28 protein-coding genes and 1 pseudogene are annotated in these 25,013 nt (G+C 56.7%); 15 read left to right on the forward strand and 14 right to left on the reverse strand.

Annotation, left to right across the window (positions count from 1 at the left end):
- Together APR53_08220 and APR53_08225 are read left to right on the forward strand one after the other, a co-directional pair.
- A pseudogene (locus tag APR53_08220) lies at positions 1 to 584 on the forward strand.
- Between the two features lie 15 nt (positions 585 to 599).
- Positions 600 to 1,487, forward strand: coding sequence for a hypothetical protein (locus tag APR53_08225; protein ID KQC05173.1), 888 nt, complete (start codon positions 600 to 602; stop codon positions 1,485 to 1,487).
- A 1-nt stretch (position 1,488) separates the two neighbouring features.
- Here the strand turns inward: APR53_08225 and APR53_08230 are convergent, their stop codons facing one another.
- Genes APR53_08230 through APR53_08240 form a run of 3 tightly spaced genes read right to left on the reverse strand, consistent with a single transcriptional unit; the run spans position 1,489 to position 2,826 of the window.
- Positions 1,489 to 1,752 carry a hypothetical protein gene (locus APR53_08230; GenBank protein ID KQC05174.1) on the reverse strand — a complete coding sequence of 88 codons (264 nt, stop codon included), beginning with the start codon at positions 1,750 to 1,752 and terminating at the stop codon, positions 1,489 to 1,491.
- Complete coding sequence (locus tag APR53_08235; protein ID KQC05175.1) at positions 1,749 to 2,399, reverse strand: hypothetical protein; 651 nt, start codon at positions 2,397 to 2,399, stop codon at positions 1,749 to 1,751. Before APR53_08235 ends, APR53_08230 begins: the two co-directional genes overlap by 4 nt.
- Positions 2,400 to 2,418: 19 nt before the next feature.
- Entirely contained in the window at positions 2,419 to 2,826 is a 408-nt protein-coding gene (locus tag APR53_08240) for a hypothetical protein (GenBank protein KQC05176.1), read from the reverse strand.
- A 178-nt stretch (positions 2,827 to 3,004) separates the two neighbouring features.
- Between APR53_08240 and APR53_08245 the strand changes: the two genes are divergently transcribed.
- Both APR53_08245 and APR53_08250 read left to right on the forward strand, forming a co-directional pair.
- On the forward strand, positions 3,005 to 4,363 hold the full coding sequence (locus APR53_08245; protein KQC05177.1) for a tryptophan synthase subunit beta: 1,359 nt from the start codon (positions 3,005 to 3,007) through the stop codon (positions 4,361 to 4,363).
- A gap of 102 nt (positions 4,364 to 4,465) precedes the next feature.
- On the forward strand, positions 4,466 to 5,563 hold the full coding sequence (locus APR53_08250) for an ATP-NAD kinase (protein KQC05178.1): 1,098 nt from the start codon (positions 4,466 to 4,468) through the stop codon (positions 5,561 to 5,563).
- 3 nt (positions 5,564 to 5,566) lie between these two features.
- Here the strand turns inward: APR53_08250 and APR53_08255 are convergent, their stop codons facing one another.
- The gene (locus APR53_08255; protein ID KQC05179.1) at positions 5,567 to 6,055 is read right to left on the reverse strand and encodes an XRE family transcriptional regulator; all 489 of its coding nucleotides are present in this window, start codon (positions 6,053 to 6,055) and stop codon (positions 5,567 to 5,569) included.
- Positions 6,056 to 6,299: 244 nt separating this feature from the next.
- On the opposite strand from APR53_08255, the gene APR53_08260 reads away from it, so the two are divergent.
- The 7 genes from APR53_08260 to APR53_08290 all read left to right on the forward strand — a co-directional run bounded on the left by APR53_08260 (position 6,300) and on the right by APR53_08290 (position 15,214).
- A complete protein-coding gene (locus APR53_08260; GenBank protein ID KQC05180.1) occupies positions 6,300 to 7,205 on the forward strand; it encodes a hypothetical protein in 906 nt (301 codons plus the stop codon).
- Positions 7,206 to 7,229: 24 nt separating this feature from the next.
- Positions 7,230 to 8,216, forward strand: a complete 987-nt coding sequence (locus APR53_08265) for an N-acetyl-gamma-glutamyl-phosphate reductase (protein ID KQC05181.1) — start codon at positions 7,230 to 7,232, stop codon at positions 8,214 to 8,216.
- 10 nt (positions 8,217 to 8,226) lie between these two features.
- Positions 8,227 to 8,727: a histidine kinase gene (locus APR53_08270; GenBank protein KQC05232.1), complete on the forward strand. Its 501-nt coding sequence runs from the start codon at positions 8,227 to 8,229 to the stop codon at positions 8,725 to 8,727.
- Positions 8,724 to 9,878 carry an ornithine acetyltransferase gene (locus tag APR53_08275; GenBank protein KQC05182.1) on the forward strand — a complete coding sequence of 385 codons (1,155 nt, stop codon included), beginning with the start codon at positions 8,724 to 8,726 and terminating at the stop codon, positions 9,876 to 9,878. The genes APR53_08270 and APR53_08275 overlap by 4 nt, the downstream gene beginning before the upstream one ends.
- Positions 9,875 to 10,765 (forward strand): acetylglutamate kinase, encoded by an 891-nt coding sequence (locus tag APR53_08280; protein ID KQC05183.1) that lies wholly within the window; start codon positions 9,875 to 9,877, stop codon positions 10,763 to 10,765. Before APR53_08275 ends, APR53_08280 begins: the two co-directional genes overlap by 4 nt.
- A 77-nt stretch (positions 10,766 to 10,842) precedes the next feature.
- On the forward strand, positions 10,843 to 13,347 hold the full coding sequence (locus tag APR53_08285; GenBank protein KQC05184.1) for a hypothetical protein: 2,505 nt from the start codon (positions 10,843 to 10,845) through the stop codon (positions 13,345 to 13,347).
- Positions 13,348 to 13,447: 100 nt separating this feature from the next.
- Positions 13,448 to 15,214 carry a hypothetical protein gene (locus APR53_08290; GenBank protein ID KQC05185.1) on the forward strand — a complete coding sequence of 589 codons (1,767 nt, stop codon included), beginning with the start codon at positions 13,448 to 13,450 and terminating at the stop codon, positions 15,212 to 15,214.
- 5 nt (positions 15,215 to 15,219) lie between these two features.
- On the opposite strand, the gene APR53_08295 is transcribed toward APR53_08290, so the two are convergent.
- Positions 15,220 to 15,504, reverse strand: a complete 285-nt coding sequence (locus tag APR53_08295; protein ID KQC05186.1) for a chorismate mutase — start codon at positions 15,502 to 15,504, stop codon at positions 15,220 to 15,222.
- 98 nt (positions 15,505 to 15,602) lie between these two features.
- Here APR53_08295 and APR53_08300 point away from each other — a divergent pair, with 98 nt between their 5' ends.
- Complete coding sequence (locus APR53_08300) at positions 15,603 to 16,247, forward strand: peptidase M50 (protein ID KQC05187.1); 645 nt, start codon at positions 15,603 to 15,605, stop codon at positions 16,245 to 16,247.
- On the opposite strand, the gene APR53_08305 is transcribed toward APR53_08300, so the two are convergent.
- From APR53_08305 to APR53_08330, 6 genes are all read right to left on the reverse strand, one after another.
- The gene (locus APR53_08305; protein KQC05188.1) at positions 16,231 to 16,854 is read right to left on the reverse strand and encodes an NADPH-dependent FMN reductase; all 624 of its coding nucleotides are present in this window, start codon (positions 16,852 to 16,854) and stop codon (positions 16,231 to 16,233) included. The genes APR53_08300 and APR53_08305 overlap by 17 nt on opposite strands.
- Positions 16,851 to 17,474 (reverse strand): NADPH-dependent FMN reductase, encoded by a 624-nt coding sequence (locus tag APR53_08310; protein ID KQC05189.1) that lies wholly within the window; start codon positions 17,472 to 17,474, stop codon positions 16,851 to 16,853. The genes APR53_08305 and APR53_08310 overlap by 4 nt, the downstream gene beginning before the upstream one ends.
- Before the next feature lie 52 nt (positions 17,475 to 17,526).
- The gene (locus APR53_08315; protein KQC05190.1) at positions 17,527 to 18,186 is read right to left on the reverse strand and encodes a peroxiredoxin; all 660 of its coding nucleotides are present in this window, start codon (positions 18,184 to 18,186) and stop codon (positions 17,527 to 17,529) included.
- A complete protein-coding gene (locus tag APR53_08320; protein ID KQC05191.1) occupies positions 18,183 to 18,524 on the reverse strand; it encodes an alkylhydroperoxidase in 342 nt (113 codons plus the stop codon). The genes APR53_08315 and APR53_08320 overlap by 4 nt, the downstream gene beginning before the upstream one ends.
- 5 nt (positions 18,525 to 18,529) lie before the next feature.
- Positions 18,530 to 18,655 carry a desulforedoxin gene (locus APR53_08325; GenBank protein ID KQC05192.1) on the reverse strand — a complete coding sequence of 42 codons (126 nt, stop codon included), beginning with the start codon at positions 18,653 to 18,655 and terminating at the stop codon, positions 18,530 to 18,532.
- Positions 18,656 to 18,753: 98 nt separating this feature from the next.
- Positions 18,754 to 18,978, reverse strand: coding sequence for a hypothetical protein (locus APR53_08330; GenBank protein KQC05193.1), 225 nt, complete (start codon positions 18,976 to 18,978; stop codon positions 18,754 to 18,756).
- A 167-nt stretch (positions 18,979 to 19,145) separates the two neighbouring features.
- Here APR53_08330 and APR53_08335 point away from each other — a divergent pair, with 167 nt between their 5' ends.
- The gene (locus APR53_08335; protein KQC05194.1) at positions 19,146 to 19,751 is read left to right on the forward strand and encodes an NADPH-dependent FMN reductase; all 606 of its coding nucleotides are present in this window, start codon (positions 19,146 to 19,148) and stop codon (positions 19,749 to 19,751) included.
- A gap of 18 nt (positions 19,752 to 19,769) precedes the next feature.
- Here the strand turns inward: APR53_08335 and APR53_08340 are convergent, their stop codons facing one another.
- Positions 19,770 to 20,438, reverse strand: a complete 669-nt coding sequence (locus APR53_08340; GenBank protein ID KQC05195.1) for a hypothetical protein — start codon at positions 20,436 to 20,438, stop codon at positions 19,770 to 19,772.
- 103 nt (positions 20,439 to 20,541) lie between these two features.
- Here APR53_08340 and APR53_08345 point away from each other — a divergent pair, with 103 nt between their 5' ends.
- Both APR53_08345 and APR53_08350 read left to right on the forward strand, forming a co-directional pair.
- Positions 20,542 to 21,042: a rubrerythrin gene (locus APR53_08345; protein ID KQC05233.1), complete on the forward strand. Its 501-nt coding sequence runs from the start codon at positions 20,542 to 20,544 to the stop codon at positions 21,040 to 21,042.
- 66 nt (positions 21,043 to 21,108) lie between these two features.
- Entirely contained in the window at positions 21,109 to 22,266 is a 1,158-nt protein-coding gene (locus APR53_08350; GenBank protein ID KQC05196.1) for a glutaredoxin, read from the forward strand.
- Positions 22,267 to 22,322: 56 nt separating this feature from the next.
- Here the strand turns inward: APR53_08350 and APR53_08355 are convergent, their stop codons facing one another.
- Together APR53_08355 and APR53_08360 are read right to left on the reverse strand one after the other, a co-directional pair.
- The gene (locus tag APR53_08355; GenBank protein ID KQC05197.1) at positions 22,323 to 23,960 is read right to left on the reverse strand and encodes a hypothetical protein; all 1,638 of its coding nucleotides are present in this window, start codon (positions 23,958 to 23,960) and stop codon (positions 22,323 to 22,325) included.
- Positions 23,961 to 24,081: 121 nt separating this feature from the next.
- A complete protein-coding gene (locus tag APR53_08360; protein KQC05198.1) occupies positions 24,082 to 24,867 on the reverse strand; it encodes a hypothetical protein in 786 nt (261 codons plus the stop codon).
- Between the last annotated feature and the right edge of the window lie 146 nt (positions 24,868 to 25,013).

Raw genomic sequence — 25,013 nt, forward strand, 5'->3', positions numbered from 1 at the left:
GGTGGTATTCGGCGGTGTATGACGAAGACGATTTCGATCAGGTCATCATCAAGGTGCGGGATATCAACGACATCGACACGGTAAAGAATGCGGTCGAGATACAGCTCAATAAACGCGATACGGTGGTGGACGTCTTCGACACCCGGATGATCCTCGAAACGATCATCACCACCTTCAACAGCATCTCCACCTTCACGACGGCGATCGGCGGGATATCCCTCCTCGTTGCCGGGGTGAGCATCTTCAACGTCCAGATGATGTCGGTGACCGAACGGATCAAGGAGATCGGAATCATCCGGAGCATCGGAACACGGCGGTACGAGGTGATGAGGATGTTTCTCTACGAGGCGTTCCTGCTCGGATTCGTGGGGTCCGCCATCGGTGGGGTGCTGAGTTTTGCAGGAGGGTACCTTGCCCTGCTCGTTATGCTCGACGGGAATACAACGTTTCTGTTCGAACCCTCAAGCCTCATCTACATTCCGTACGGCATGCTGTTTGGTATCGGAACAAGCCTGCTGTCGGGCGTGTATCCGGCATGGAAGGCCGCAAACCTGAACCCGATTGAAGCGCTCCGGTATGAGTGAGGAGAGTATCCTGCCATGACATGCGATGACGAGGCGAAATTCATCGACTGGAACCGGATCTGGCAGATCCGAAAAGAGATGAGCCACCGGTCACGGAAGGGCATCGACGCGTCGCGACACTGGGAACGGCGGAAGCAGGCAGAACGGTATGCGCATGATGTCGACCGCGGATACCGGACCCGGATCGAAGAGACGCTGTCGCTGCTCCCGGCTGCTCCCGGAGTCCGGGTGCTCGATATCGGAGCGGGTCCGGGAACACTCGCCATCCCGCTCGCCCTGAGGGGCGCGGAGGTGACAGCTGTCGAACCGGCGGAAGGTATGGCCGCGATATTGCAGAAAAAAGCCCGGGAAGCCGGAATTTCATCTCTCGCTATCGTCCGGAAACGGTGGGAGGATGTCGATCCCGCGACAGACCTTGATCCGGATTATGATCTGGTGGTCGCATCGTTTTCCCTCTCCATGGACGACATCCGGGCGGCGGTTGAAAAGATGAATGCAGTTGCCTCGGGCGGGGTGTACCTGTTCTGGTTCGCGGACGAGCCACTCTGGGAACGGATGTACGGAGAACTCTGGGAACTGCTTCACGGCGAGCCCTTCTGTTCCGGCCCGAAATCGGACTGCCTCATCAACGTGCTCTACCAGATGGGAATCCGGCCGCATGTGCTCATGGCACCGCTTGACAAGGAGTACCGGTTTTCGGATCCGGACGAGGCGATGGCATTTTTCGCACCCCGGTTCGGCGTGAGAAATGCACGGCAGCAATCGATCCTTGCAGCGTATCTCGCGCAGGTCAACAAGGCCGAGAACGGAGGGTTTGCAGTTCGCGGTGCGACATTATACGCATCAATCTGGTGGGATAAAGTGCAGGCATGGCCGTCCCGGTTCTTTTCACGCGATCCATAGACTACGGTCCGTCCCTGGAGAGCTTGCGCTCTTCCCTTTCCAGCACCCGCCGTACTGCCGGCGGCAGCGCGATATCGGGAATGCTCTCCCCCGGTATGGGTATAAGATGCGTTCCGTCCGGCTCCACAAGGCAGACAGCGACGGCGCGTGCGATATAGATGAGGAAACCGGGTGATGCCGACGAATGGCGGCGGATGATCGGGATAATGGTCTTCCCGGGGAGGCGCACCGGTCGTCCCGCGGACAGGAGCGGCTGTCCTGTCATGGCGCCGCTCCCGGCCGGTTCCACAGTATCGCGCGCACCTCGGGAAAAGCAAGCAGTTTTCCGGCGGCAACGAGCACGAGCAGCGGTCGTTCAATGCCGATCGCCACAGAAAGCCTGCCTTCGCAGACCGGGCGGGAGAAGTCAGGATCCATGTGCAGTCTCACCTGTCCCAACGGGGAGAGTATCCCTTTCATGGTCCAGAAATATCCGAATACAAGTCCGGTGGTGCAGGCTTCCCCCGTCCCGAACCTGACATCGCAGAGCAGGTCCCTGACAGAGAGAGACCGAAGGAGCACCATTGCCGGCTCTTTCAGGATGCGGAGCAGGAATAGCGCTTCGTCCGGTGAGGGCAGGCCTCCCCGTTCTCCGGGAGGCTGTTTTTCCCCGGGCAAAGCGGCTTCTTCTTTCCTTCCGCCGGTATCGATCCTCCGGTAGACGGGATGGCCGAAGAGAAGGAGCCTGAAAATGCCGGCCCCCTCCGTCCGGTACTCGGCGGCCAACGCCCCCCAGCGCACCGTTCCGGTAACCGTGGTCGTGCCGCACCTTTCCAGCGATCCGCTTATCTCGATACGGAGAAGATAGAGAGCGGTGATGACAGCCGCAATCGCGATGGCTGCTATTACGGCGACGGCAAAGAGGAGATTCACCCCTGGCTCCGGTTACTTTTCAGGCGGTATCGTCCCCGGATTCGGTCACGCCGGTGTCGGCAGCCTTTTCATCCTTTTTTTCGCCACGGCCGGCTACGGCTGTCTTCACCACGTCGGCCATCTGAGGGATGACAGCTTCTCCCAGCGTTCCGATAATCTCGGAGATGGGATTCGTCTTTTTCAGGGAAAGCACCTGCACTGATTCAGGTCCTTTGACGTCCTTATGAACGATGACAATCGCCACGGGAGAGACGCTTCCGCCTGCTCCCGAACCGGCGCCTCCACCTAATTTTTCACCGCCGCTTCCTTCACCGGCACCGAATCCGAACCCGAACCCGGCGATGGGAATAATCGTTTTGTCACCCGCATCGATGGCGTCGCCAATGATCGCATTTGCATTGACGAGTTTGTCCAGTTCACCCAGCATACTATTCAGCATTTCAGCGCCCTGCATTCCAGTTCACCGAGGAGATATTCCCGCCTCCCTTCATATAAGCCATTGCCCGGTACAGGAGCAATGGCACCGCCGGGTACTGGCTATCCGGTACAGCAATGTACATGTTAGCACCACAATGACTATATATATACAAAGTACAGTGACTGGTATGCAGACCAAGATCCTCCTTGATGAGGGTGAGATACCGACCAAATGGTACAACATACAGGCGGATCTCCCCACTCCGCTTGACCCGGTGCTCCATCCGGGCACGGGGCAGCCCATCACTCCCGATGATCTCCGTCCAATCTTTCCGATGGAATTGATCAGGCAGGAAGTGAGCACACAGCGCGCTATCGACATCCCCGCAGAAGTGCGGGACATTCTCAGCCTCTGGAGGCCCAGCCCCCTGTATCGGGCGTACCGGCTGGAGCGGTACCTGAAAACTCCGGCGAAGATCTACTACAAGTGGGAAGGAGTGAGCCCTCCGGGCAGCCACAAGCCGAATACGGCGGTGGCGCAGGCGTACTACAATAAAAAAGAAGGAATCGAGCGGATCGCGACCGAAACCGGTGCCGGACAATGGGGATCGGCTCTCGCCTTTGCCACGCAGCTCTTCGACATAGACTGCACGGTGTATATGGTCAGGGCAAGTTATGACCAGAAGCCGTACCGGAAGATCATGATGCAGGTATACAATGCAGAATGCATGGCGAGCCCGAGCGACCGCACCGAAGCGGGGAAGAAAGTGCAGCGCGAGCACCCCGACACGCCGGGCAGTCTCGGCATTGCGATCTCCGAGGCCGTCGAAGATGCGGCAACGCACGCGAACACCAACTACGCGCTCGGGTCGGTACTCAATCACGTATGCCTGCACCAGACGGTGATCGGGCTGGAGGCAAAGGAGCAGCTTGCACGTGCCGATACGTACCCTGACGTGGTGATCGGGTGCGTCGGCGGCGGCTCGAACTTCGCAGGGCTCTGTTTCCCGTTTGCCGGTGACATCCTGACAGGAAAAACCACCGGTACGGAAATTATCGCCGTTGAGCCCGCAGCCTGCCCGACACTGACGAAAGGGCTTTATGCCTATGATTTCGGAGATGTTGCGGGGCTGACGCCGCTTCTGAAGATGTTTACACTGGGCCATGACTTCATCCCGCCCGCCATCCACGCCGGAGGGCTCCGGTATCACGGGGTCGCACCGCTCGTTGCGCGTCTGGTGCACGACGGCGTGATCAGCTCCCGGTCATATTACCAGAACGAAGTGTTCGATGCGGCGGTTGCGTTCGCGAGGTCGGAGGGAATCATCGTCGCGCCGGAGGCTGCCCACGCGGTCAAGGCGGTCATCGATGTCGCGCTTGAGTGCCGGAAAACGGGAGAGGAGAAGACGATTGTCTTTAACAACTCTGGCCACGGCCACTTTGACCTCTCCAGTTACGAATCGTACTTCGCAGGCGGCCTGGTCGATTACGAATATCCTGCAGAGCTGATTAAGGAGTCGCTTGCCAATCTGCCGAAGGTAGGATGATCCCGGTTGAACGGACGGTGGAATCCCGATGACGAACGGTCTCAGCGACATCGTATCCGGTTCAGGTGATCGTATCGAAGCGGATCGGGATGCGGGCAGGCCATGATCACCATCGGCTTCATCGTCAACCCGATCGCCGGCATGGGCGGCCGTGTGGGGCTGAAGGGGACGGACGGTCAGGCGGGGAAGGCGCGGGAGCGTGGTGCTGTCCCCGTCGCCCCGGTACGGGCGGCAGAATTCCTGAAAGGGATACGGAACGCTGATCTCTGCGTACTGGCATGTTCAGGCCCGATGGGTGGCGATGCCCTCGCAGAAGCGGGAATCAGCCACCAAATCGTCTATAGCCCGGCGGGGGAGACGACGTCGGCGGAGGACACCCGGCGTGCCTGCAGGGAGATGCTCGGCAGGGAAGTAGATCTGCTGGTATTCTGCGGTGGCGACGGCACGGCGCGGGATGTCCTCGATGCCGTGGGACGGCAGGTATCCGTTCTCGGCATTCCGGCAGGCGTCAAGATGTACTCCGCTGTCTTTGCCACGACCCCCTCCAATGCGGCGGCGATCGTCCGGCAGGCAGGCGAGACCACGGTTGCCGACGCCGAGGTGGTGGATGTCGACGAGACGGCGTACCGGAATGGAATTCTCAGTATCCGCCTGTACGGGTACGCGGTAGTGCCGGACCTGCCGGAAGCCCGGCAGGCATGTAAGTGGGTAGCCGAAAGCAGGACCGAAGCGGAATCTCAGGGTGCAATCGCGGCGTTTGTCCGCGGGATTATGCGTGACGACACCCTCTACCTGCTGGGAGCGGGTACGACAACGGCGGAGATTGCCCGGTCTCTTGGTCTGGAAAAGACGCTGCTTGGTGTGGATGCGATCTACCGGAAAACGATCGTGGGGAGGGATCTCGGTGAGCGGGAGATACTCCGCCTCCTTGATACGTATCCTCGTGCAAAAATTGTGATCAGCCCTATCGGAGCGCAGGGGTTCGTCCTTGGCAGGGGCAACCAGCAGATCAGTGCGGAGGTGCTTTCCCGGGTAGGCACCGGCGGACTGATCGTCGTCGCGACTCCCCGGAAACTGGAGAGGACGCCGGTGCTCTGGATTGACGTCGGGGATCAGGCGATCGAGGACCGCTTCGGGGATTCCATCTCTGTTGTCTCCGGGTACCGCATGGCTGAGAGAAAGCCCCTCCGGCACGGATGACCGTTATTCCAGGCGGTGAACGAGTGCATCAAAGGCATCGAGAATGGTATCGGGTTTCGGCTTCATGATCACAACGGGGATATCCACGATCCGTTCGATGAGCGACGCAAGAATCGGGGCGCAGATGATACCGAGCGCTCCTTCTTTCTCGGCCCTGACAGCGGCGACAATGCATTCGTCCATGGTATAGGCGGTATACCCGCGGATTTTCACGGTTTTCCCGGTCGGCGTTACGTTCCGTGCGGTGACCTCGTCGAGCAGAAATTTTGCTGCGATTAGCGCGATAAAGTCCTGTTCTCTCGGGTCGAGAGCGTTCACGATGGCCCGCACCGTTGAGAAGCGCGGGTCCCGGGCACCCGATGTGATCTTGTAGATGGTTGCTGCGGGTATGCCTGCTCTCTCGGAGAGCTCCTTGATGCTCATATCACGCCGGTCCAGTTCTTCCTCAAGCACCTCCCTGAAGTCGGACCTGAAGATGCGTTGTGAAAACATTATGAGATTATAGTCTAATATATTTTAAAAATTCATCCTTTCAGGTTATTTTTTTTGATAAAAGGAAGAGCGGCCCGGGGATCAGGGGTTCCCGGTTCCGGGATAGAGGGGAAATGGGTGAAGGATGAAAGCATTCCCGCTTCGAAACACGGCCGTGTCGGATTAGCGTCCGTTTTTCCGCATGGAACAGGCGGAGGCCGAATGCGGAAAACACATATCATTCGCGGTACGTAATAGTCATTCAATGCTGAATGTGATGACGGCAACGCTCGTCGGAGCGGCGGTGGGTGATGCGCTCGGGATGCCGAACGAGACATCCCCTCCCTCGCTCCGGCATACCACCGGCTGCTTTACCCGTCCGTCGCGGTGGCATCCGAACGCGGATCTTCTTCCCGGGCAGTATACCGATGATACCCAGATCATGCTCATCATCGCAGAACTTCTTGCTGATGGCAGGTATTCGGAAACGGAATATGCAGACGAACTCTGCCGCATGTTTGCCGCGGGAAAACTCCGGTTTCCGGACGCCACCATTGCGGCGGCATGTGAGCATATCACCGCCGGGAAGGGCGAAGCCGGAGGCATCTACTCCGCCACGGCGGGATGCGTCGCCACAGCCCTCCCCTTCGCTCTCATCTGCGAAAATCCCATCACGCTTCGTGAACGTGTGGTCAGTGCCTGCGGTGTGACGCACAGCCATCCCGCCGCCCACGCCGCCGCAGTCGCATGTGCCTTCCTGATCTCATCCGTCCAGAGGGGCATGAAAAATCCGCTTTCCATTGCGCGGAAGAATGCAGAGCTGGAAGATACGGTGCTGGGTAAACGGATAGGTACGGCACTCGACCTCGAGGCGGAAGGAATCAGCCTCGATGCGGCTCTCTCGGTACTCGGAAATGACGTCACGGTCTACCAGACACTGCCGCTGTCATTCTTCCTGATCGCACGGTACCGGAGCGTGGAGGAACTGCTGTCCGTTGCCGCACATGTCGGGGGGAACACCGATACGATCGGGTTCATCTGCGGGGCATATGCGGGAGCAGCCTACGGCCTGTCATCGTTTCCTCCCGGCCTTGTCTCCGCCGTCGAAGGGAAGGGCCGGATGGAAATTCTTGCCAGACGGCTGCATGAACGGTATGCCAGAAAGGATTAACATTTTTTAACGGGATAGTACAGCATGGATATTGCGATTATCGGCGCATCCGGGTATACCGGAGGGGAGTTGATTCGACTCCTCCTCTCCCACTCCCGGGCCTCGGTGGTGTGCGCAACGTCGAGGAAGCTTGCGGGGAAACCGGTGACGGCGGTGCATCCTCATCTCGGGGGTTTTACCGATCTCTCGTTTTCCAATCCGGCAGTGGACGCCATTGATGCAGATGCAGTGTTTCTTGCGGTGCCGCATACGGCTGCCATGCAGTATGCAGGCGAACTGGTGGAGCGGGGGATAAAAACGGTGGATCTCTCTGCTGATTACCGCCTCCCGAAAGAGGAGTACGAAACCATCTACGGGGTGCCCCATACCCGGTATTTCACCGCACCCTACGGCCTTCCCGAACTGCATCGTGACGAGATTACCGGGGCTTCCTTCATCGCCAATCCCGGGTGTTTCCCGACAGGCGCAACGCTTGCCGCCGCGCCGCTCGCATCCCGCGCCCGGACGATCATCTTCGATTCGAAGACGGGTGTCTCCGGAGCCGGTGTGAATCCGTCCGCAACCACCCATTACCCTAATGTCGGTGACAACTTCACGGCGTACAAATGGACGACCCACCGCCACGTTGCCGAGATGCGAATGGAAATCTCACGTCTCGGTTCTGCGGCCGAATGCTATTTCACCCCCCATCTCGTGCCTGCCAACCGCGGCATTCTTACAACCGCCCATATTCTCCTCGACGAGCCGATCGGACAGGAGGAGGCTGAAGCGCTCTACCGGTCATGGTACGGGGATGAATTCTTCGTGCGCCTTCAGAAGCCCTCTCTTGCGGCTGTCAGGGGGAGCAATTTCTGTGACGTGGCGCTGGAATGCGAGGGAAAGCGTGTCGTTGTTGTTTCGGCAATCGATAACCTTGTCAAGGGTGCAAGCGGACAGGCTATCCAGAATCTCAACCTGATGACAGGATGCCGGGAGACCGACGGTCTGACCGGTGTGCCGCTCGTCCCCTGAGGTGGATATTATGAAAGTGAAAGATGCGATGACCCCCGACCCCGTCACCGTCTCCATGCAGACGACTGTGAGCGAAGCGGCGGGTCTATTACGGAAAAACCGGATCGGAGGTCTCCCCGTGGTTGACGGCGAGCGTCTTGTCGGGATAGTAACGGAGTCTGATATCCTCACCCTGCTCTCTACCGGGGACATATCAAACGATCTCTGGCTCCCGTCCCCGCTTGAGATCATCGAGGTACCGATACGCGAGTTTATCAACTGGGAAAAGACAAAAAAAGCGCTTTCCGACATAGGATCGACACATGTGCAGGACGTTATGACATCTGACGTGATCGCGGTTGATGCCGATGCCACCATCGAGGAGGCGGCGTCACTGATGCTTCGGGAAGGTATCGCCCGCCTTCCGGTGCTTGCGAAGGGACGGCTTGCGGGCATCGTCACCCGTCTCGATATCGTCCGTGCCATTGGTGCAGGATACGAGGATCCCGCAGAGCGGGGCGATAAGGAATGAAGTCCATCTGTGCCGTGGAAGGGGTTACTGCCACCGGCATTAAGGAAGGCAAATTCGGCCTTACCCTGATCAGGGCGTCCGGAATCGCCGCGGTCGTCTGCACGCGGAACCTCGTTCAGGCGGCCCCGGTGCGGCTGATGCGCGAAGAGCGCGACCCGGACGGACGGCTCCACGGGGTGATCGCGAACAGCGGGTGTGCCAATGCATATACCGGGGAGAGGGGGTATGCCGACGCCCGTGCCATGGCGGCACTCGGTGCCGAAGCCCTCGGCACCGTTCCCTCGCGGATTGGTGTCGCGAGCACCGGTGTGATCGGCCGCTACCTGGATCTCGATCTGATCGGTGATCAGTGCCGCCGGATTGCACCCTCCCTTGCACGAAGCGATGCAGCCGAGGAGGCGGCCGCACGGGCGATCATGACCACCGACCTTGTGGAAAAGCATGCGCTTGTCACCCGGGATACCTTTGCCATCGGGGGAATCGTCAAAGGGAGCGGGATGATTGCACCGAATATGGGCACAATGCTCGGATTCCTCTATACCGACGCCGATGTCACGCTGCCGGTGCTGCAGGAGGCGCTTACCGGTGCCTGCCGCCGGAGTTTCAACCGCGTTGTCGTGGACGGCGATACGAGTACCAACGATATCGTCTTCTGTACGGCGACCGGGCTGCGGGGGACGCCGGATCCGGAGGAATTCACCGCGGCACTCGAAGAACTCTGCATCATGCTTGCACAGCAGATCGCTGCGGACGGCGAGGGTGCGACGAAACTGATAGAGATGCGGGTTTCCGGCGCTGCATCCGAGGAGGATGCCGAGTCCGTCGCCCGGACCGTTATCGCTTCCCCTCTCGTGAAAACGGCTGTCTATGGCATGGACCCGAACTGGGGACGTGTTATCGCAGCCGCAGGGCGTGCCGGTGTTCTATTCGACCCGGATAACATCTCGCTCTCAATCGGGGAGGGGAAAGGCCGGTGTTCCCTTGTCGAACATGGGAAGATTGTTGCCCAAACGGACAGGGCGAAGGAGGCAATGAGGGGAAAAACTGTCGTCTTTGACCTGGATCTGCATGAAGGCCGCGGAGAGGCGACGGCGTGGGGATGCGATCTCACCGGGAAATATGTAGAGATAAACGGGAAGTACACGACATGAAGAGAGAGGATATTTTAACGGAAGCGCTGCCGTACATCCAGCAGTTCCACGGAAAAAAGATCGTTATAAAGCTCGGCGGGCATGCGATGGTCGATCCTGCCGTACTTGACACCGTCATTCAGGACGCCGTGCTGCTGCATTATGTCGGCATGAAAGTCGTGCTGGTCCATGGCGGCGGCCCGGAGATCACCCAGAAAATGCAGGCGATGGGAAAAGAGCCGAAATTCGTCTCAGGTCTCCGGATCACAGACCGTGAGACCCTCGAAATAGCCCAGATGGTGCTTGTGGGAAAGATCAATTCGGGAATCGTTTCCCTGATCGCAAAATTCGGAGCGCGGGGTGTCGGCATATCGGGCAACGACGGCAGCCTGCTGGTTGCAAAAAAACTAGATCTCCAGAAGGTGCAGATCGGGGACGAAGAGCAGGAGGTCGATCTTGGTCATGTCGGCGAGGTGGTGGAAGTCAATGCCCGGCTCCTCGACGTGCTTCTCGCAAACGACTATATCCCCGTCGTCGCCCCGCTTGCGATTGACCGGAGCGGACAGGATCTCAATGTCAACGCGGATACAGCGGCAGGTGAGATTGCAATTGCGCTCCAGGCCTATAAGCTCGTCAATCTCACCGATGTCGACGGCGTGATGAATGCCGGCAGAACGCGGACATTCCGCCGTCTCCGTGCGCATGAAGCTGAGGCGATGATGGCGGACGGATCCATTGTCGGAGGGATGATCCCGAAACTGAAGGCATGTACGAAGTCTGTGCAGTCCGGTATCAGGTCCGCCCATATCGTCAACGGCAACAGGGAGCACGGCCTGCTCCTTGAACTCTTCACCGATGACGGGATCGGAACAATGGTACAGAATGACGGGGATCCGGAAATCTCCTGAATTCATCGGTTTTCTTTTAAAACAAAGAAAGATTTTATATATCATCCGTCCCGTATGGTTGTGCGGGGGCATCTTTGATGAGCATTCCGCCTTCAGGAAGACTGAATGAGAGCAATTGGCTGATATTTATTCTCGCCAGTACTGTTCTGTCTTTCGGTGTCATATCCACGACGCTCTCCTTTGGAATCGACGTTTTTTTCTCCCATCTTCTCTATATCCCGGTCATTCTTACCGCATACCATTTCACCCGGCGGGGGATTCTCTTCTCTCTCGCAATTGCTGTCCTGTATGTTGCGGATGTCGCAGTGCTGGCAAGCCCCGATCTTTCCCTTCTGATCATTACACTGGGCCGTGGCGCGATGTTCATCCTGATAGCCGCCGTTGTCGTGTTTCTCTCTACGCGTCTCCGGGAGCGGGAGCTGAGGTACCATGGCACCTTTGACTACTCGGAAGCGGGCATGTGCCTGATCGGGGAGCCGGATCTCATTATCCTCGAGGCTAACCGGCAGTGTGCCCGGATCGCGGGATATCCCTATGGCGAGGCGAACGGCACTCCGGTAGCGAAGTTCTGGACCGACGCCCCCGCCCGGGAACGCTTTTTTGCCGAACTTCGCCGTAACGGGACGGTCCGGGGATTTGAAACATCGATTTCAGACTCCGGCGGTTCTCCCCTGTGGCTCCTGCTCTCCGGAGGGGTGCTTGATCAGCACACCTATATTGTAGCAATGGTCGACATCACCGACAGGAAACGGACAACCGAGGAGATCCGGGCTGCCAATAAGCGGTATGTCGAAATCCTGGACTCCATGCCTGATGCCATTCACGTCATTGACCGTGACATGCGAATCGTGCTGTTCAACCGGGTGTTCCAGCGATGGTGCCGTGATCTGGGAATATCGCACCTGGCCGGCGCGATCGGCCGACGGTTTGATGAGGTGTTTCCCTTCCTCCCGCCGTCTGTCGGAGAAGAATACCGGCAGGTTTTCTCGACCGGCAGGCCGCTTGAGACCGAAGAGAGGACGCAGATCCAAGAACGGCAGGTCGTGACGCACACGACAAAGATCCCGGTTTCTGAGAATGGAACGGTAGAACGCATCGTTACCGTCATCCGCGACATCACCAGCCTTAAGGATGCGGAGGCATCGATCCGCGAAAGCGAAGAGCGGTACCGGGCGGTCGTCGAGGATCAGACCGAGCTGATCAGCCGCTTTCTCCCTGACGGCACGCAGGTATTCGTGAACGATGCATACTGCCGGTATGTCGGAAAAACCCGTGACGAGATTATCGGAACACGTTTCAAACCCTGTATTCCCACGGAAGACCGTGTGCGGCTGGATGCGCTCCTTTCATCGCTGACACCCGAATCCTCGACGGGGGTTATTGAACACCGCATTATCATGCCCGACACAACCGTGCGGTGGCAGCAATGGATTGACAGGGGATTCTTCGATGAACAGGGCACCTTGAGGGAAATCCAGTCGGTCGGGCGCGATATTACCGCGACAAAGGATGCGGAAGAAGCACACCGGAGATCGGAAGATCTCTACCGCACGGTCTTTGAAACAACCGGCAGCGCTACGATGATCCTGAATGAAGACGGGACGATATGGCGTGCGAACAGCGAATTCTCATCACGTTTTGGATTTTTCAGTGAAGATCTGGAAGGGAAACCAGCCCTCGACCTTTTCGAGGAGGAGGAGCGCGGACGGCTCAGGCTCTACCACCGCGATCGGCGCGGCAGCGGTCCCTTCCCCCCGCGATCCTATGAGACGTGGATTATCGATCAGCAGGGGATGCGGCGCGATGTCATGCTGACCGTTGACATGATCCCCGAGACACGGCAGAGTGTGGTCTCCATTCTCGATTTAACGGCTCAAAAGCAGGCAGAACGCCTCATTACCGTCGCAAACGCCATTAACCAGCTCATTGTCCACGAGAGGAACGTGACGGATCTTCTCATCAGCGCCTGCGATGAGTTCGGGCGCCTGAACCGGTATTTCGTCGTATCAATCGCGCTAAAGCATGGGGAAATTCTCAGGCCGGTCGCCATTTCGGATGAGCGATTCACCGGCATGCATTTCTCAGGCTTCGAAAGCCGGCTGTTTTCGGACGCCGTCGAGAGCGGCAATGTCATGTTTGAAACGTTTTCTGAGGAGGATGGAATGCACCCTTTCAACGCCCTCCTGATCGTGCCGATGGCGGTGGAAAACGACGTGAAAGGCATTCTCTCATTCTATATGTACCCGCAGGCGCTCATGCATGATCAGGATATCGCATCGATGAAGACACTCGCCGAGGATCTGGCGTTTGCCATTAAGGCGATCGCGATCGAAACCGAAAAACGGCTTGCACTTGAGCAGATTGAGAGAAATATCGAGCAGATGGCAGTATTAAACGACCATATCAGAAATCCCCTTCAGGCTATTGTCGGCCTTGCGGACATAGAGGGAGGCGATTTGGCGGATAAAATATTCGGCCAGGCGCAGGAAATCGACAGGATTATCCACCGGCTTGATATCGGATGGGTAGAATCAACCAAGATCCGGGAGTTCCTGGTAAAACATTACGGTATGGGGAAATAACATCCTGATCGGTATCTCACGGATCAGAATTCCGCCATTCGGCAATCAGAATTTTAAATGACAATTACTATTAACTCCTATACATAATTCCTCGAATTAGATGTCACATCCGTGGGAACCGGCGGCGTGGTATGATTCGTGGAATTTCCTGATTGTAAGCAGCTTTTTCATCACAGCCGGCATTGTCACAGTTTCCCTCTTACTTGGCATTACCGTGCTGATTTCGCACTTCCTCTATATTCCTGTGGTTCTCGCCTCCTACCGGTACCCCCGGGAAGGGGTTGTGATATCTGCGGCAATCGCCCTGTTGTACTTCGCTGCGGTAATCCTGCTCCTCCCTCCCCTTCTGCCCGAGACACTCGTCACGGCGGGCCGTGCTGCGATGTTCGTCCTTGTCGGTGGAGCAATATCCTTTCTTTCATTGCGTCTGCAGACGAAGGAGGAGCAGTACCGGGCCGTCGTCGAGACACAGTCCGAACTGATCTGCCGGTTCTTTCCGGGAGGAAAGATTTTTTTTGTTAATGAGGCGTATGCACGATATTTCGGGATGGATCCAACCGATCTGGTTGGTTCCGTGTTCAAATCTGCCATTCCCGATGAAGATCAGGAGAGGGTGACCGCTCATTTTGCAGCCCTTACTCCCTCGCACCCGTCAGCAATGATCGAGCACAGGGTGTATATGCCGGACGGCACCGTCAGGTGGCACCAGTGGATCGATCATGCATTTTTTACTGAGGACGGTTCTGTTCACGAGTATCAGTCGGTCGGGCGCGATATTACCGACCGGAAGGACGTGGAAGAGAGGCTTCGCCGATCTGAGGACTTTTACCGGGCGATTTTTGAGACGACGGGCACCGGCATGATGATCCTGGAGGATGACGGCACGATCGTACTGGCGAACCGCAAGCTGGAAGCCTTCTTTGGCTACCCGCTCAACGGACTGGTGGGAACCTCTTACTGGACCCGGGCCCTCGTTCCTGAAGATCGCGAACGCATCCTTGGATATTTTTACAAGAGATCCGAGGGGAAGGAATATGTACCCCGTTCCTATGAGGCACGCATCTTAGATGCATCCGGTATAGAGCATGAGACGATGGTCACGGTTGACCTGATTCCGGGCACACTGCGACGCGTGGTTTCATTGGTGGATATTTCAGTAATAAAGCAGGCTGAACGTCTCATTGCTGTGGCGAATACGATCAGCCAGTTCATCGTGCATGAGCGGGATGCCGGGATTCTCCTTGAAAAGGCATGCCGGGAATTATCAAATCTCGATCACTATCTCATTGCATCAATCGCTCTTTTCGAGGATGGTGAGATCCATCCCGTCGCCATCTCCGACCCGTCCGGTACGTCCCTGAACGAAAGCCACCTCCGTCGCCCTGAGGTCAGGGATGCTCTCTCCATGCGGATACCTGCCCTCGTCCCGTGCGACACCGAAACTCTTTCCTGTGCATTCGCCATCCCGATGATCATCAATGACACGGCATGCGGCGTCATCATGGTATACCTGTTTCCGGAATCCGCACTCGGAGAGAAGGATTTGGAATCCCTGCAGGTGCTCGCAAACGATCTCGCCTATGCGATTAACGCTATCCGCGTTGAGGAGCAGAAACGGATTGCCCTTGTCCAGATTGAGCAAAACATGGAACAGCTTTCGATCCTCAACGACAGTATACGAAATCCCCTGCAGGGAATCGTCGGAATTGCCGACCTTGAGGGCGGATACGTCGCTGACAAAATCCTCCCTTTAACGGTGGAGATCGACAGGATCGTCAACCTTCTGGACATCGGAGGTCTTCAATCCCTAAAAATTCGTGAATATCTCCTCCGGCATTACGATATTAACAGCACAAAGAACGAGTGACCGTATCACGGGAGATTTCCCTCTCCGGTGAATTCGCGCTGCGTCTCTTCACTCATCCCGATCAGGATCGAAAATATCCGCTGGACAGCAGCAGGATCGATTCCCTGCTCAACTGCGGCATCGAGCACCCGCTCCAGCACCGCCTCCCGCTGTCCGGAATCCTGAATGGGAAGCCCCTCACGATGTTTGATGACGCCGATCTCCCGTGCAGCCTTCTGCCGCCGTGCAATCAGGGCGATGATCTCCTTGTCAATAAGAGCTACGGTGTTCCTGAGTTCTTCCAGTGGCATAGAGAAACCTTATGCGGGGGGAATAAAAACTCTTGTCACCGGTGTGCATGTATCCACACACATAAGTTATCACCGGATAAACTCTTCACAGAACATGCATGCTTGAACAGATATCCCCGAGGGAACGCCACGACCTCCTGATCGCATGGCTTGCGATAGGTCTTGCCTTTACCCTGATATTCACCGACCTTACCCGGAGTTTCGAAGGCGTCGAGCGATTGCAGGAGTTCGTCATATTTTTTGCGATATCTCTTATAACGGTCGGAATCGGGTTTGTGCTTCATGAAATGGCCCATAAATTCTGCGCTATGCGCTATGGCTTCAGGGCCGAGTTCCGGAAGGATAACCAGATGCTGCTTGTCGCGGTCGTGCTCGCCGCACTGGTGGGAGTGGTATTTGCCGCGCCCGGCGCTACCGTCATTCAGGGATATGCAATCAGCAGGGAGCAGAACGGGTGGATATCAGCTGCAGGCCCCGTCACGAACCTTATCCTCTGCATCCCGTTTATCGGGCTGATCGTTCTGGGTGGCGGAAACATCTATAATCTGATTTTTATAACCGGTCTCATAGGATTCAAGGTCAATGCGATGATTGCCGCGTTCAATATGCTCCCGGTGAGCGTGCTTGACGGGAGAAAAGTGCTCGCCTGGAATCCGCTCGTCTTCGCTGCACTCATTGTAGCTGCGTTTGTGGCCGTATTTGCCTCGTTTAACACATCAGAGTTTCTCAGTCTTTTATTCTGACGGGAGCATCTCCGAGGGCGGCCACCTGCTCCACCACCGCCCGCCCCTTCTCATATGCCTCGTCGAGGGCGGTCGGGTGCCCCCGTATGCCCCCATATTCATCCATGTTGTTTGCGATGACATTGTCCCAGTATTCAAATCCCATATCGTTGAAAAACGCGGTCACAATCGGGAATGCTCCGTTGAAGACGTGATCCCAGTTCTGTCCGGCTGTGGAGATGAATACGCCCTTGTGGCGTTTAATGTGCTCGTAATCAAAATAGAGCGTTTTTAAAACGAATTTCTGTGCCCAGTATACCTGCCCGCGATCAATCAGCGCCTTGAGCTCGGCGGTGATGCCCATCGAGTAGATCGGCGAAGAGAGAGCGAGCACGCCGGCCGTCCGGATCTCTTCAAACAGCGTCGTGAAATCATCTGTCAGCACACATACACCGGTTTTATGGCAGGCATTGCAGCCCTGGCATGACCGGTACTGCAGGTCTTTTAAAACGACTTTATTCACCGCACCGCCCGCCGAGGCGGCGCCTTCAAGGAACCGGTCAAGCAGTGTCTCGGTGTTTCCGTGCCGTCTCGGACTTCCCGAGATCCCGAGGACGGTGATGCTCATCCGACCACTTCCCCTGTAAGCATTTTAAGGCGGGTTATGATCTCTTTTCCGAGCCTCCGGGCGTCAGGCTCTGCCGTCGGGTGGTCAAGGATCGCTCCTTTCTCGTCCACACCGTCAACAAGGAGGTAATAGATATCACGGTCCCGTACATCGGAGAGATGGAAAAAGCACTTTATCGAGGGGATTGCCCCGTCGAAGACAACGTCCCATTTCTGACCTGCCGTGGAGAGGAATGCACCGAGGCGTTTGCCTTTCCGTTCAGGTGGAGTCACCGGGAGTTTCAGCACGTATTTCCGTGATCTGAATACCTGCATGCGGTCGACAAGTGCCTTTGCCTGTGCGCAGATCCCCATGCAGAAGATGGGTGACGCGAGGATGATGCAGTCCGCTTCGATGATTGATTCGAGTACCCGCGGCAGATCATCTTCCTGAATGCACCGGTTCAGTTTTTCACAGGCATTGCAGCCCCTGCACGGGTTGATGGTGATGTCGGTAAGAGCGATCTTCTCGATCGCCACGTCCTCCTCCTCTGCCATTGATGCGAGCAGCCAGTCCAGCAGGGTCTCGGAATTCCCCTGCCGCCGCGGGCTTGTCGCGAATGCAAGGACTTTCAGCGTCATAACGTTTCCGTTCGCCGGGAGGGGAAAAAAAGGTTCTCCGGAGAAGGCCGGATCAGATATCCTTGAAACAGAGGTACCAGTCTTTGCATTCATACCCCTGCTGCAGCCGTTTCTCCATCTCTTCCGCGGTTTTCGGGGCAGACACTACGACCTTGTCGCCGGGCTGCCAGTTCGCGGGTGTCGCCACGCCGTACTTGTCGGTTGTCTGCAGTGCCCGGATGAGCCGGACGATCTCCGGCATATAGCGCCCGTTTGAGAGCGGATAGTAAATCATCGCCCGGAGGATGCCCTCGGGATCGATGAAGAAGACCGCACGTATCGCGGCGGTGCTGCTCTGCCCCTCATGGATCATACCGTAGCTCTTTGCGATCCGCATCGTGAGATCGGCAATAATCGGGAACGTGACGGTGACACCCATCTTCTCCCTGATATTGTGTACCCACGCGAGATGGGAGTGGACGCTGTCGATGGAGAGCCCGATTAGCCGGACATTCATTGCTTCCAGTTCGGGGGCGATTTTGGAAAACGCCATGAACTCTGTCGTGCAGACGGGCGTGAAATCGGCCGGGTGCGAGAACAGTACGACCCATGAGCCCCGGTAATCGGAGAGTTTGACGGGGCCCTGCGTCGTCTCCGCACTGAACTCCGGTGCCGGCTCACCGATGATCGGCATTGCCGTGCAGGAAATCTCTTCTGCCATATCCCACCTCATTTCAGCAGTTCTTCAGCAGCGGTCTTGCCGTAGACATATGCAGGCATACCCGAAAGCAGGAACGTCACCCTCAGCGCTTCGTCGATTTCGGCCATGGAAATCCCGAGATGTTTCGCGCCGGCGAGCTGTGCCCGGACTGCGTGCTGGTCACGAAGCGCTGCCGCGATGGCAATTGCTATCAGTTTTTTTGTCTGTTTTGAGAGTGCGCCGTCCGCCCAGATCATCTGGTCGAGACCCATGACACTTTTATAGAGATCCGGGTCGAGCTCCTTGAGCTCCTGAAAAATTTTCGGGACTTTTCCGATCTTCTCTTCCAGTTCTTTCATCTTCTTATCCATCGGTATCACTCCTCGAGCACCATCGGCTCACCGCAGCATACAAGTTCGCCGCCACCGACTTCTTTTACAACAACAACATTTCCACAGATTTCACATCTGTAGACTTCACCTTCTGAAGAAACGTTCACCATTGTGGATTACACCTCCCTACGAGAGAATATTCATTTGTGCTGTACAGTTGAAGCAAGGATGGGGAACGGTGGTCCCCCGGCTATGAAAGGAATGACAGTCAGCGTTTTGGCGGATGCTTCGCATCTTCCGGGGTCTTGACGTCGGGCCTGATGTGCGTCATCGGGAAGCAGTCATAGGTCTCGCATGCACAGGTGGGGCACTTCACGAGATCTTTGTCGACTTCGTCGATCTTGATCTCACGTCCGCAGTCGATACAGATGTACTTGCCCGGGCCGACCTTCTCGCCTGCCTTCGCTTGTTTCGTTTTTCCTGATTCCGTCACTGAATCACCAGATGACGGATAAGTCGCTGAAAATATATATGTATTGTGCTTTCTGCACGAAAGGGCTTCATTTTGCCCCGATTTGTAAAGGAATACATATTTGAGAGAGGTCTCCCGGACCTCCGGTATATGAAAATATCTTTATCCGGCCCGGCGAATACCAGAGTATGCCTCCAAAGATTATTGCATTGCTTGGGAGTCCGCGGGTGGGCGGCAATACCGCACACCTGCTTGAACAGGCAATTCTCGGCGCAACCGAGGCGGGATGCGACGTCGAGAAGGTTGTCGTGCCGTTTCTGAAGTTCCGGCCCTGTATGGAAATTTTTCACTGCGTCGAGCATGATACCTGCAAGATCCAGGATGATATGATCCCGTTCTATGATAAATTCAGGGAGATGGACGGGCTGATCGTCGCCGCTCCCGTGATGACAATGGGGATTCCGGGAGCCCTCAAGTCATTTATGGACCGTTTTCAGGTATATTATATGGCGAAATATGAACGGCACCAGTCCTTCATCCCGAAAGAGCACCGGGACATCAGAAAGACGCTGTTCATCTCCATCGGCGGCATGAATGTCCCGAACGATTTCGAGGGATCAAAACTGACGATGCATGCATTCTGCGACATCATCGACTGCCCGTACTGGGGAGAGGTGCTCCGGAACGATATGGATACGATCAAGGATATCACCACCCGCCCTGAGGTGATGCAGGCAGCCCATGACAGGGCTTTCGAGATGGGCACAATGATTAAAAAGGCCCTCGAAGGGTAAACCGAACCCCTCTTTTTTTCAGAGAATACCTCTCTCCTTCAGGCTTACATGCCCCCGGGCTGCGATGATGATATGATCGAGCACGGCAATGCCGAGAAGGTTACCCGCCTCTGCGAGCTGCCGGGTGATCGCGATATCGGGAGCACTCGGTTCAGGTGAGCCTGACGGGTGGTTGTGGACGAGGACGACCGATGCGGCACGGTCGGCAATCGCGTCTGCAAAGACCTCACGGGGATGCACCGGGCTGTGGTTCAGCAGTCCCACGGTGATTGTCCGCCGTTCAAGCAGCTCTCCTGCGCCGTTGAGCGTGAAACAGATGAAGTGTTCCTGTTTTTTCGGGATCAGATCGGCCACAAGGGGTTTAACATCCTCCGGTCGGGTAATCCGGATACGGTGGTTGGGATCCCGTACCGGATACCGGCGGGCGAGTTCGAACGCCGCGACCAGCTGGCAGGCTTTCGTCGTGCCAACACCGGTAATACCCTCAAGGTCGCTGAAAGTGATCCGTCCTCCCTTCGCCCTGATTATACGCCCGATATCAGCGGCGATGGAAAAGACATCCCGCCCTTTGACTCCCCGCCCGATGATCGCTGCAATCAGATCACGGTCTGTAAGTGCTCCTGCACCTTTCTTTATCAGTATTTCGCGAGGCCGGTCGTGTTCCGGCAGATCCCTGATCGGTTTCATGGCTGGTGCCCGTTACCGGAATTGTGTTGTAAGAAATCATATCCCTGCTGGTTTTCCCCTGCCGGGGATGCTTTTTTATCGGAATGCGGATACACACTATGCCATGGCAACAGAAGAGAATGCACAGGAGGCATTTGCCGGAGAATCGCAGGCAAACAGGAAATATAGCGTTTTTTCAGAAAAAGCAGGTTCGGAAGGTTTCCCGAACGTGGCAAAGATTTTCAGGGCGGCGTCGGAGGCGGAAGCAATCCATGCAAAACGGCTTCTTTTTGTGCTGAATATGGTCGGCTCCACGGAACAGAACCTGGCGGGAAGTGTGGAGGGCGAGACGCACGAGTTTACCACGATGTACCCCCGATTCATTTCCGAGGCACAGGCAGAGAAGAAGACAGAAGCCGAAACGGTCTTTACCCATGCCATGAAGGCGGAACGGGTCCATGCCGGACGGTATGCAGCGGCCCTCGAAGCGGTTCGTGCGGGGAAGGACATTGAGTTTTCGGCACTCTATCTCTGCCCTGTCTGCGGAAATATCGAGCTCAACAAACCTCCCGAAAACTGCCCTATCTGCAATGTCCCCGGACGAATGTTCCGGGAAATTGTCTGAAACCAGACACCTCTTTTTCGGACTGCTCCGACATATATATCCGTGCTGACTGATAAACTCCGGACTATGCCACCGGTGAAGGTATATACGACCAAAACCTGCCAGTACTGCCGGCTTGTCAAGGCATTCCTCGAGAAGCATGACGTTCCCTACGAAGAGATCGACGTGGGCGACGATCGGGATGCGGCACGGGAAATGGTTGAAATGACAGGGCAGTTCGCGGTCCCGGTCACAGTTGTGGATGACGAGTATGTCATCGGATTCGACGCGAAACGCCTCAACGAACTCTTTGGATCCGAATCCCGCGAGGGGACGTTCGATATGCTGATCATCGGCGGCGGACCGGCAGGACTGACCGCAGGAATGTATGCCGCCCGGAAGGGTCTGCGTGCGATCATCATCAGTGAAAATATCGGCGGGCAGGCGGTGGAGAGCTGGGCTATTGAGAATTACATGGGATACCGCATGATCACCGGCGGGGAACTGATCAAAAAATTCGAGGATCAGGTCCGTGAACTGAATATTCATATCGAACTCGATAGTGTCCGGCGTGTCCGGAAAAAGGAAGACGGCACGTTCGTTGTCGATACCGTCTCGGACCAGGTATTTTCCGGAAGAACCGTGATCATCACGTCCGGTGTACGGCCCCGGTGGCTTGGGCTTGAGAACGAGGAGCGGTTTATCGGTCACGGGGAAAGTGTCTGTTCGACCTGTGACGGCCCGCTCTTCCGCGGGAAGAACGTGGCGATCGTGGGCGGGGGAAATTATGCCCTGACCACCGCAATCGAGATGAGCGCCATTGCGGCAGAGGTGTACCTGATCGTCAGAAGCTCAATCCGTGCCGATCCGGTCTATATCACGCCCTATGAGTCGAAAAGCAATATTATGACCTTTAAAAACTACACCGTAACCGCACTCCACGGCGATGCGCTGCTCTCCGGCGTGACAATCCGAGAACGGAATACGGGGGAGGAGAAGCACCTCGCCGTCGAAGGTCTCTTCCTCGCCATCGGCCACGATCCCAACACGGGCTTTCTGGATGGATTTTTGGAAACCAACGATATGGGTGAGATCACGATTGACATCAACTGCCATACCAGCGAACCGGGCGTCTTCGCGGCGGGCGATGTGACATCGGTCAGGGGAAAGCAGGTGATCATCGCGGCAGGAGACGGGGCGAAAGCGGCGCTCGAAGCCTATGAATACCTGATGCGGCAGAGATAGCGTGCCGTGAGCATTGCAGAGGCTGAAAAGAACCTTCTTCCCCTAAAATTTCCTGTTTATTCCAAAAAACCGGATTTTCCGGTATCGGTGACTGGCAACTGAACGGAGATTAGTGCGGCAATCAGATCCTCAATCGACCGGTAGCGATTTTCCGGGTCTTTTTCGAGGCATTTTTTCAGAATAGTGTCAAAAGGAGCGAGATATGACCGGAAAGACGACGGCGGAGCCGGAATGTGGTGCAGAATCGCGGCACTCACCTCGCCGAGGCCCCCGTCTCCGGGGATGGCAGGTTCCCCGGTCAGGAGTTCGTAGAGTACGATGCCGGTCTGGTAAATATCGCACCGCTCATCCGTCTTCCCGTAAGTATTCGGCGCAATCTGCTCGGGTGCCGCGTATTTAAGTGAAAAACCTGTGATGCTCGTTTCTTTCGCACCGTCGTCCAGCACTTTCCCGAGCCCCCAGTCGGTCAGTTTCGGGGTGCCGTCCCCGGAGAGCAGGATGTTCTGCGGCTTGATGTCGCGGTGTATCACCCCGTTCGCATGAGCATGGGCCACACCGCGGGCAACACCGAGCACGATTCTCACCGCCTCTTCCGGAGGCAGGGGGATTTCAAGATTTGCAAGCGATTCGCGGGCGTACTCCATCTCGACGTAAGGTACGGGCAGGATGTTGAGCGAATAGAGTTCGATGATGTTCGGGTGGCGGAGCGTCTCCCAGATCCTCATCTCGCGCATGAATGATTTGCCGGTCAGCTCATCAAAACTGATCGGGACCTTTACAGCCACGGTTTTTCCGTCCGTCCTCCTTTGTGCCCTGAATACGCGGCCGAGACCGCCCTTACCGACATACATGACATCGCTGTATTTTTCCTGGAGGGCGGGAGGAAGGCAGGCCTGCGTGACGGTAGAGCTGGCAATCCGGGTTGCCTCCTCATCCTCTCCCGCACCCGCCGGGACGGGGGGCTTCCCCCCCTCCTCCCGGTCATCATCAGAAACCGGCAGAATGCTCCGGAGCGCTGCCCAGCCGGCGAGTGCGGAGAGGGGGAAGAGCACGATGAGGGCGGAAATACTCCACCGGTTTATTATGTCCGGAAAGACGCTTGCGATGAGGGAGATGAGCAGACCCCATGCAATAACGGATACGACAGGATGGATTCGCAGGATCAGGATTGCCGGTGTTCTTTGTGCGGTATATACGGCAAGAAGTGCGGATGACCATGCGAGGTACGGCACGGCACACATCAGGATGGCGATGGCAACGCCGGCCGCACCGCCCGTATTAACGGCACGGATCCAGGTTGTAAGGGACAGCGACCCGACCGCAAATACAAGGGCAAAGAACCCGAATCCGGCAATAAGCAGCCGTGCACTGCGGTCGCTGATGACCATACTGAACCGGGAACAGGCGTTTTTACCTTTCCTGACGACAAGTCCCGCCGCGATGGCGGTCACGGCGAAGATCATCACCACGGTTGTCAGATCCGGAAGGGATGTTCCCGTCACCGCAGATGTTTCCCGGGCAATAGGAATCCGATCCGCGCTGACGTCCCGGGTCCCGGCCGTGGCGACAGCAGTCTCCTGTGCAGTGCCCCGCCCTGCCGTATCCGCCGGTCCTGCCTCCCGGATTTCGGCTGCCGTTCCGGTATTTTCCGACGCGGATACCAGAGTGACAAGGCACAGGCATAGAAGGATCACGCACAGCGCCGCATGCTCCCGTAGCCGGCGCTCCGCGCTGGCATGACCCGCCCTCTTTCTTCCGTCACCAGGTTTTCTCCCGCCTGTCTTTCCGGATAGCTGGAGATATGGGGGGATGGATTTAGTCCTCCTGTTTCGGGTGCATGAAGATCAGTCGAACACCCTTCACCCCTTTTGCTAGATCGATAAGATCCCCGTCTCCGAGGGGCAGGAGGCGGTGGGAGGGGAGCGGTTCGGCGTTTTTAAATGTACCACCGGTGCTTCCGCAGTCCTCGATGAAATACTCCCCGTCCCGAAGCACAATGCGGGCATGGGGCCGGGTGATCCTCGTGACCGCCGTGTAGTAGTCCGAAAGGACGACCGTTCGTTTTGGATCGGGTGTCCCCGATGCGGAATCGTGCCGACCGAAGGCGACTTCCTCCGCCTGCACCGGGTAGACCGCTCCGTCATCAGGTCCGCCGACGACAATCACCACGGGGCGGGATCCGGAGAACTCCCCGGACACCATCCCCTTCACCCGGGCGAGTCGTGCCTGCAGGTCGCTGTCGGAAAGCGTCATGTTGATATTCGAAAAGAGCCCGAGATTCCGGATTATCGCCTCCATGCCACCGGGAATCAGGGAGTATTTCCAGACAGGATGCACGCCCTTTGATGTTTCGGCACCCATTCCCGCCTCTTTTTTCACCACACCCGTACGGAGGAGTTTATCGAGATGTTTTTTCGTGTTTTCATAGCTTGTCCTGATGTCGGATGAAATCTCCCGGACATCCTTGGGCCGGTGCTCGATTGATTTCAGGATCCGAAGCCGCGTGCTGCTCGAAAGCACATCCAGGTACTCGGAAAGCTCCTCAAAAAATTCGGGTTCCTCGCGAAGGACGATCGTCGGGTCCCCGTTATCTTCCGTCATAGTGCTCTCTCCGGCTATACCGTCCGTTAATCATGTACTTCTGGTGACCGGGGATAATGGTTATGGTATGGCAGACAGGTGGCGCGAACAGGGCGTAGCACACCCCTTCCGGCGCGGCAGTCCGTAAATCTTAACACGGGTGAGAG

Source organism: Methanoculleus sp. SDB (genome assembly GCA_001412355.1).
Taxonomy (GTDB): domain Archaea; phylum Halobacteriota; class Methanomicrobia; order Methanomicrobiales; family Methanomicrobiaceae; genus LKUD01.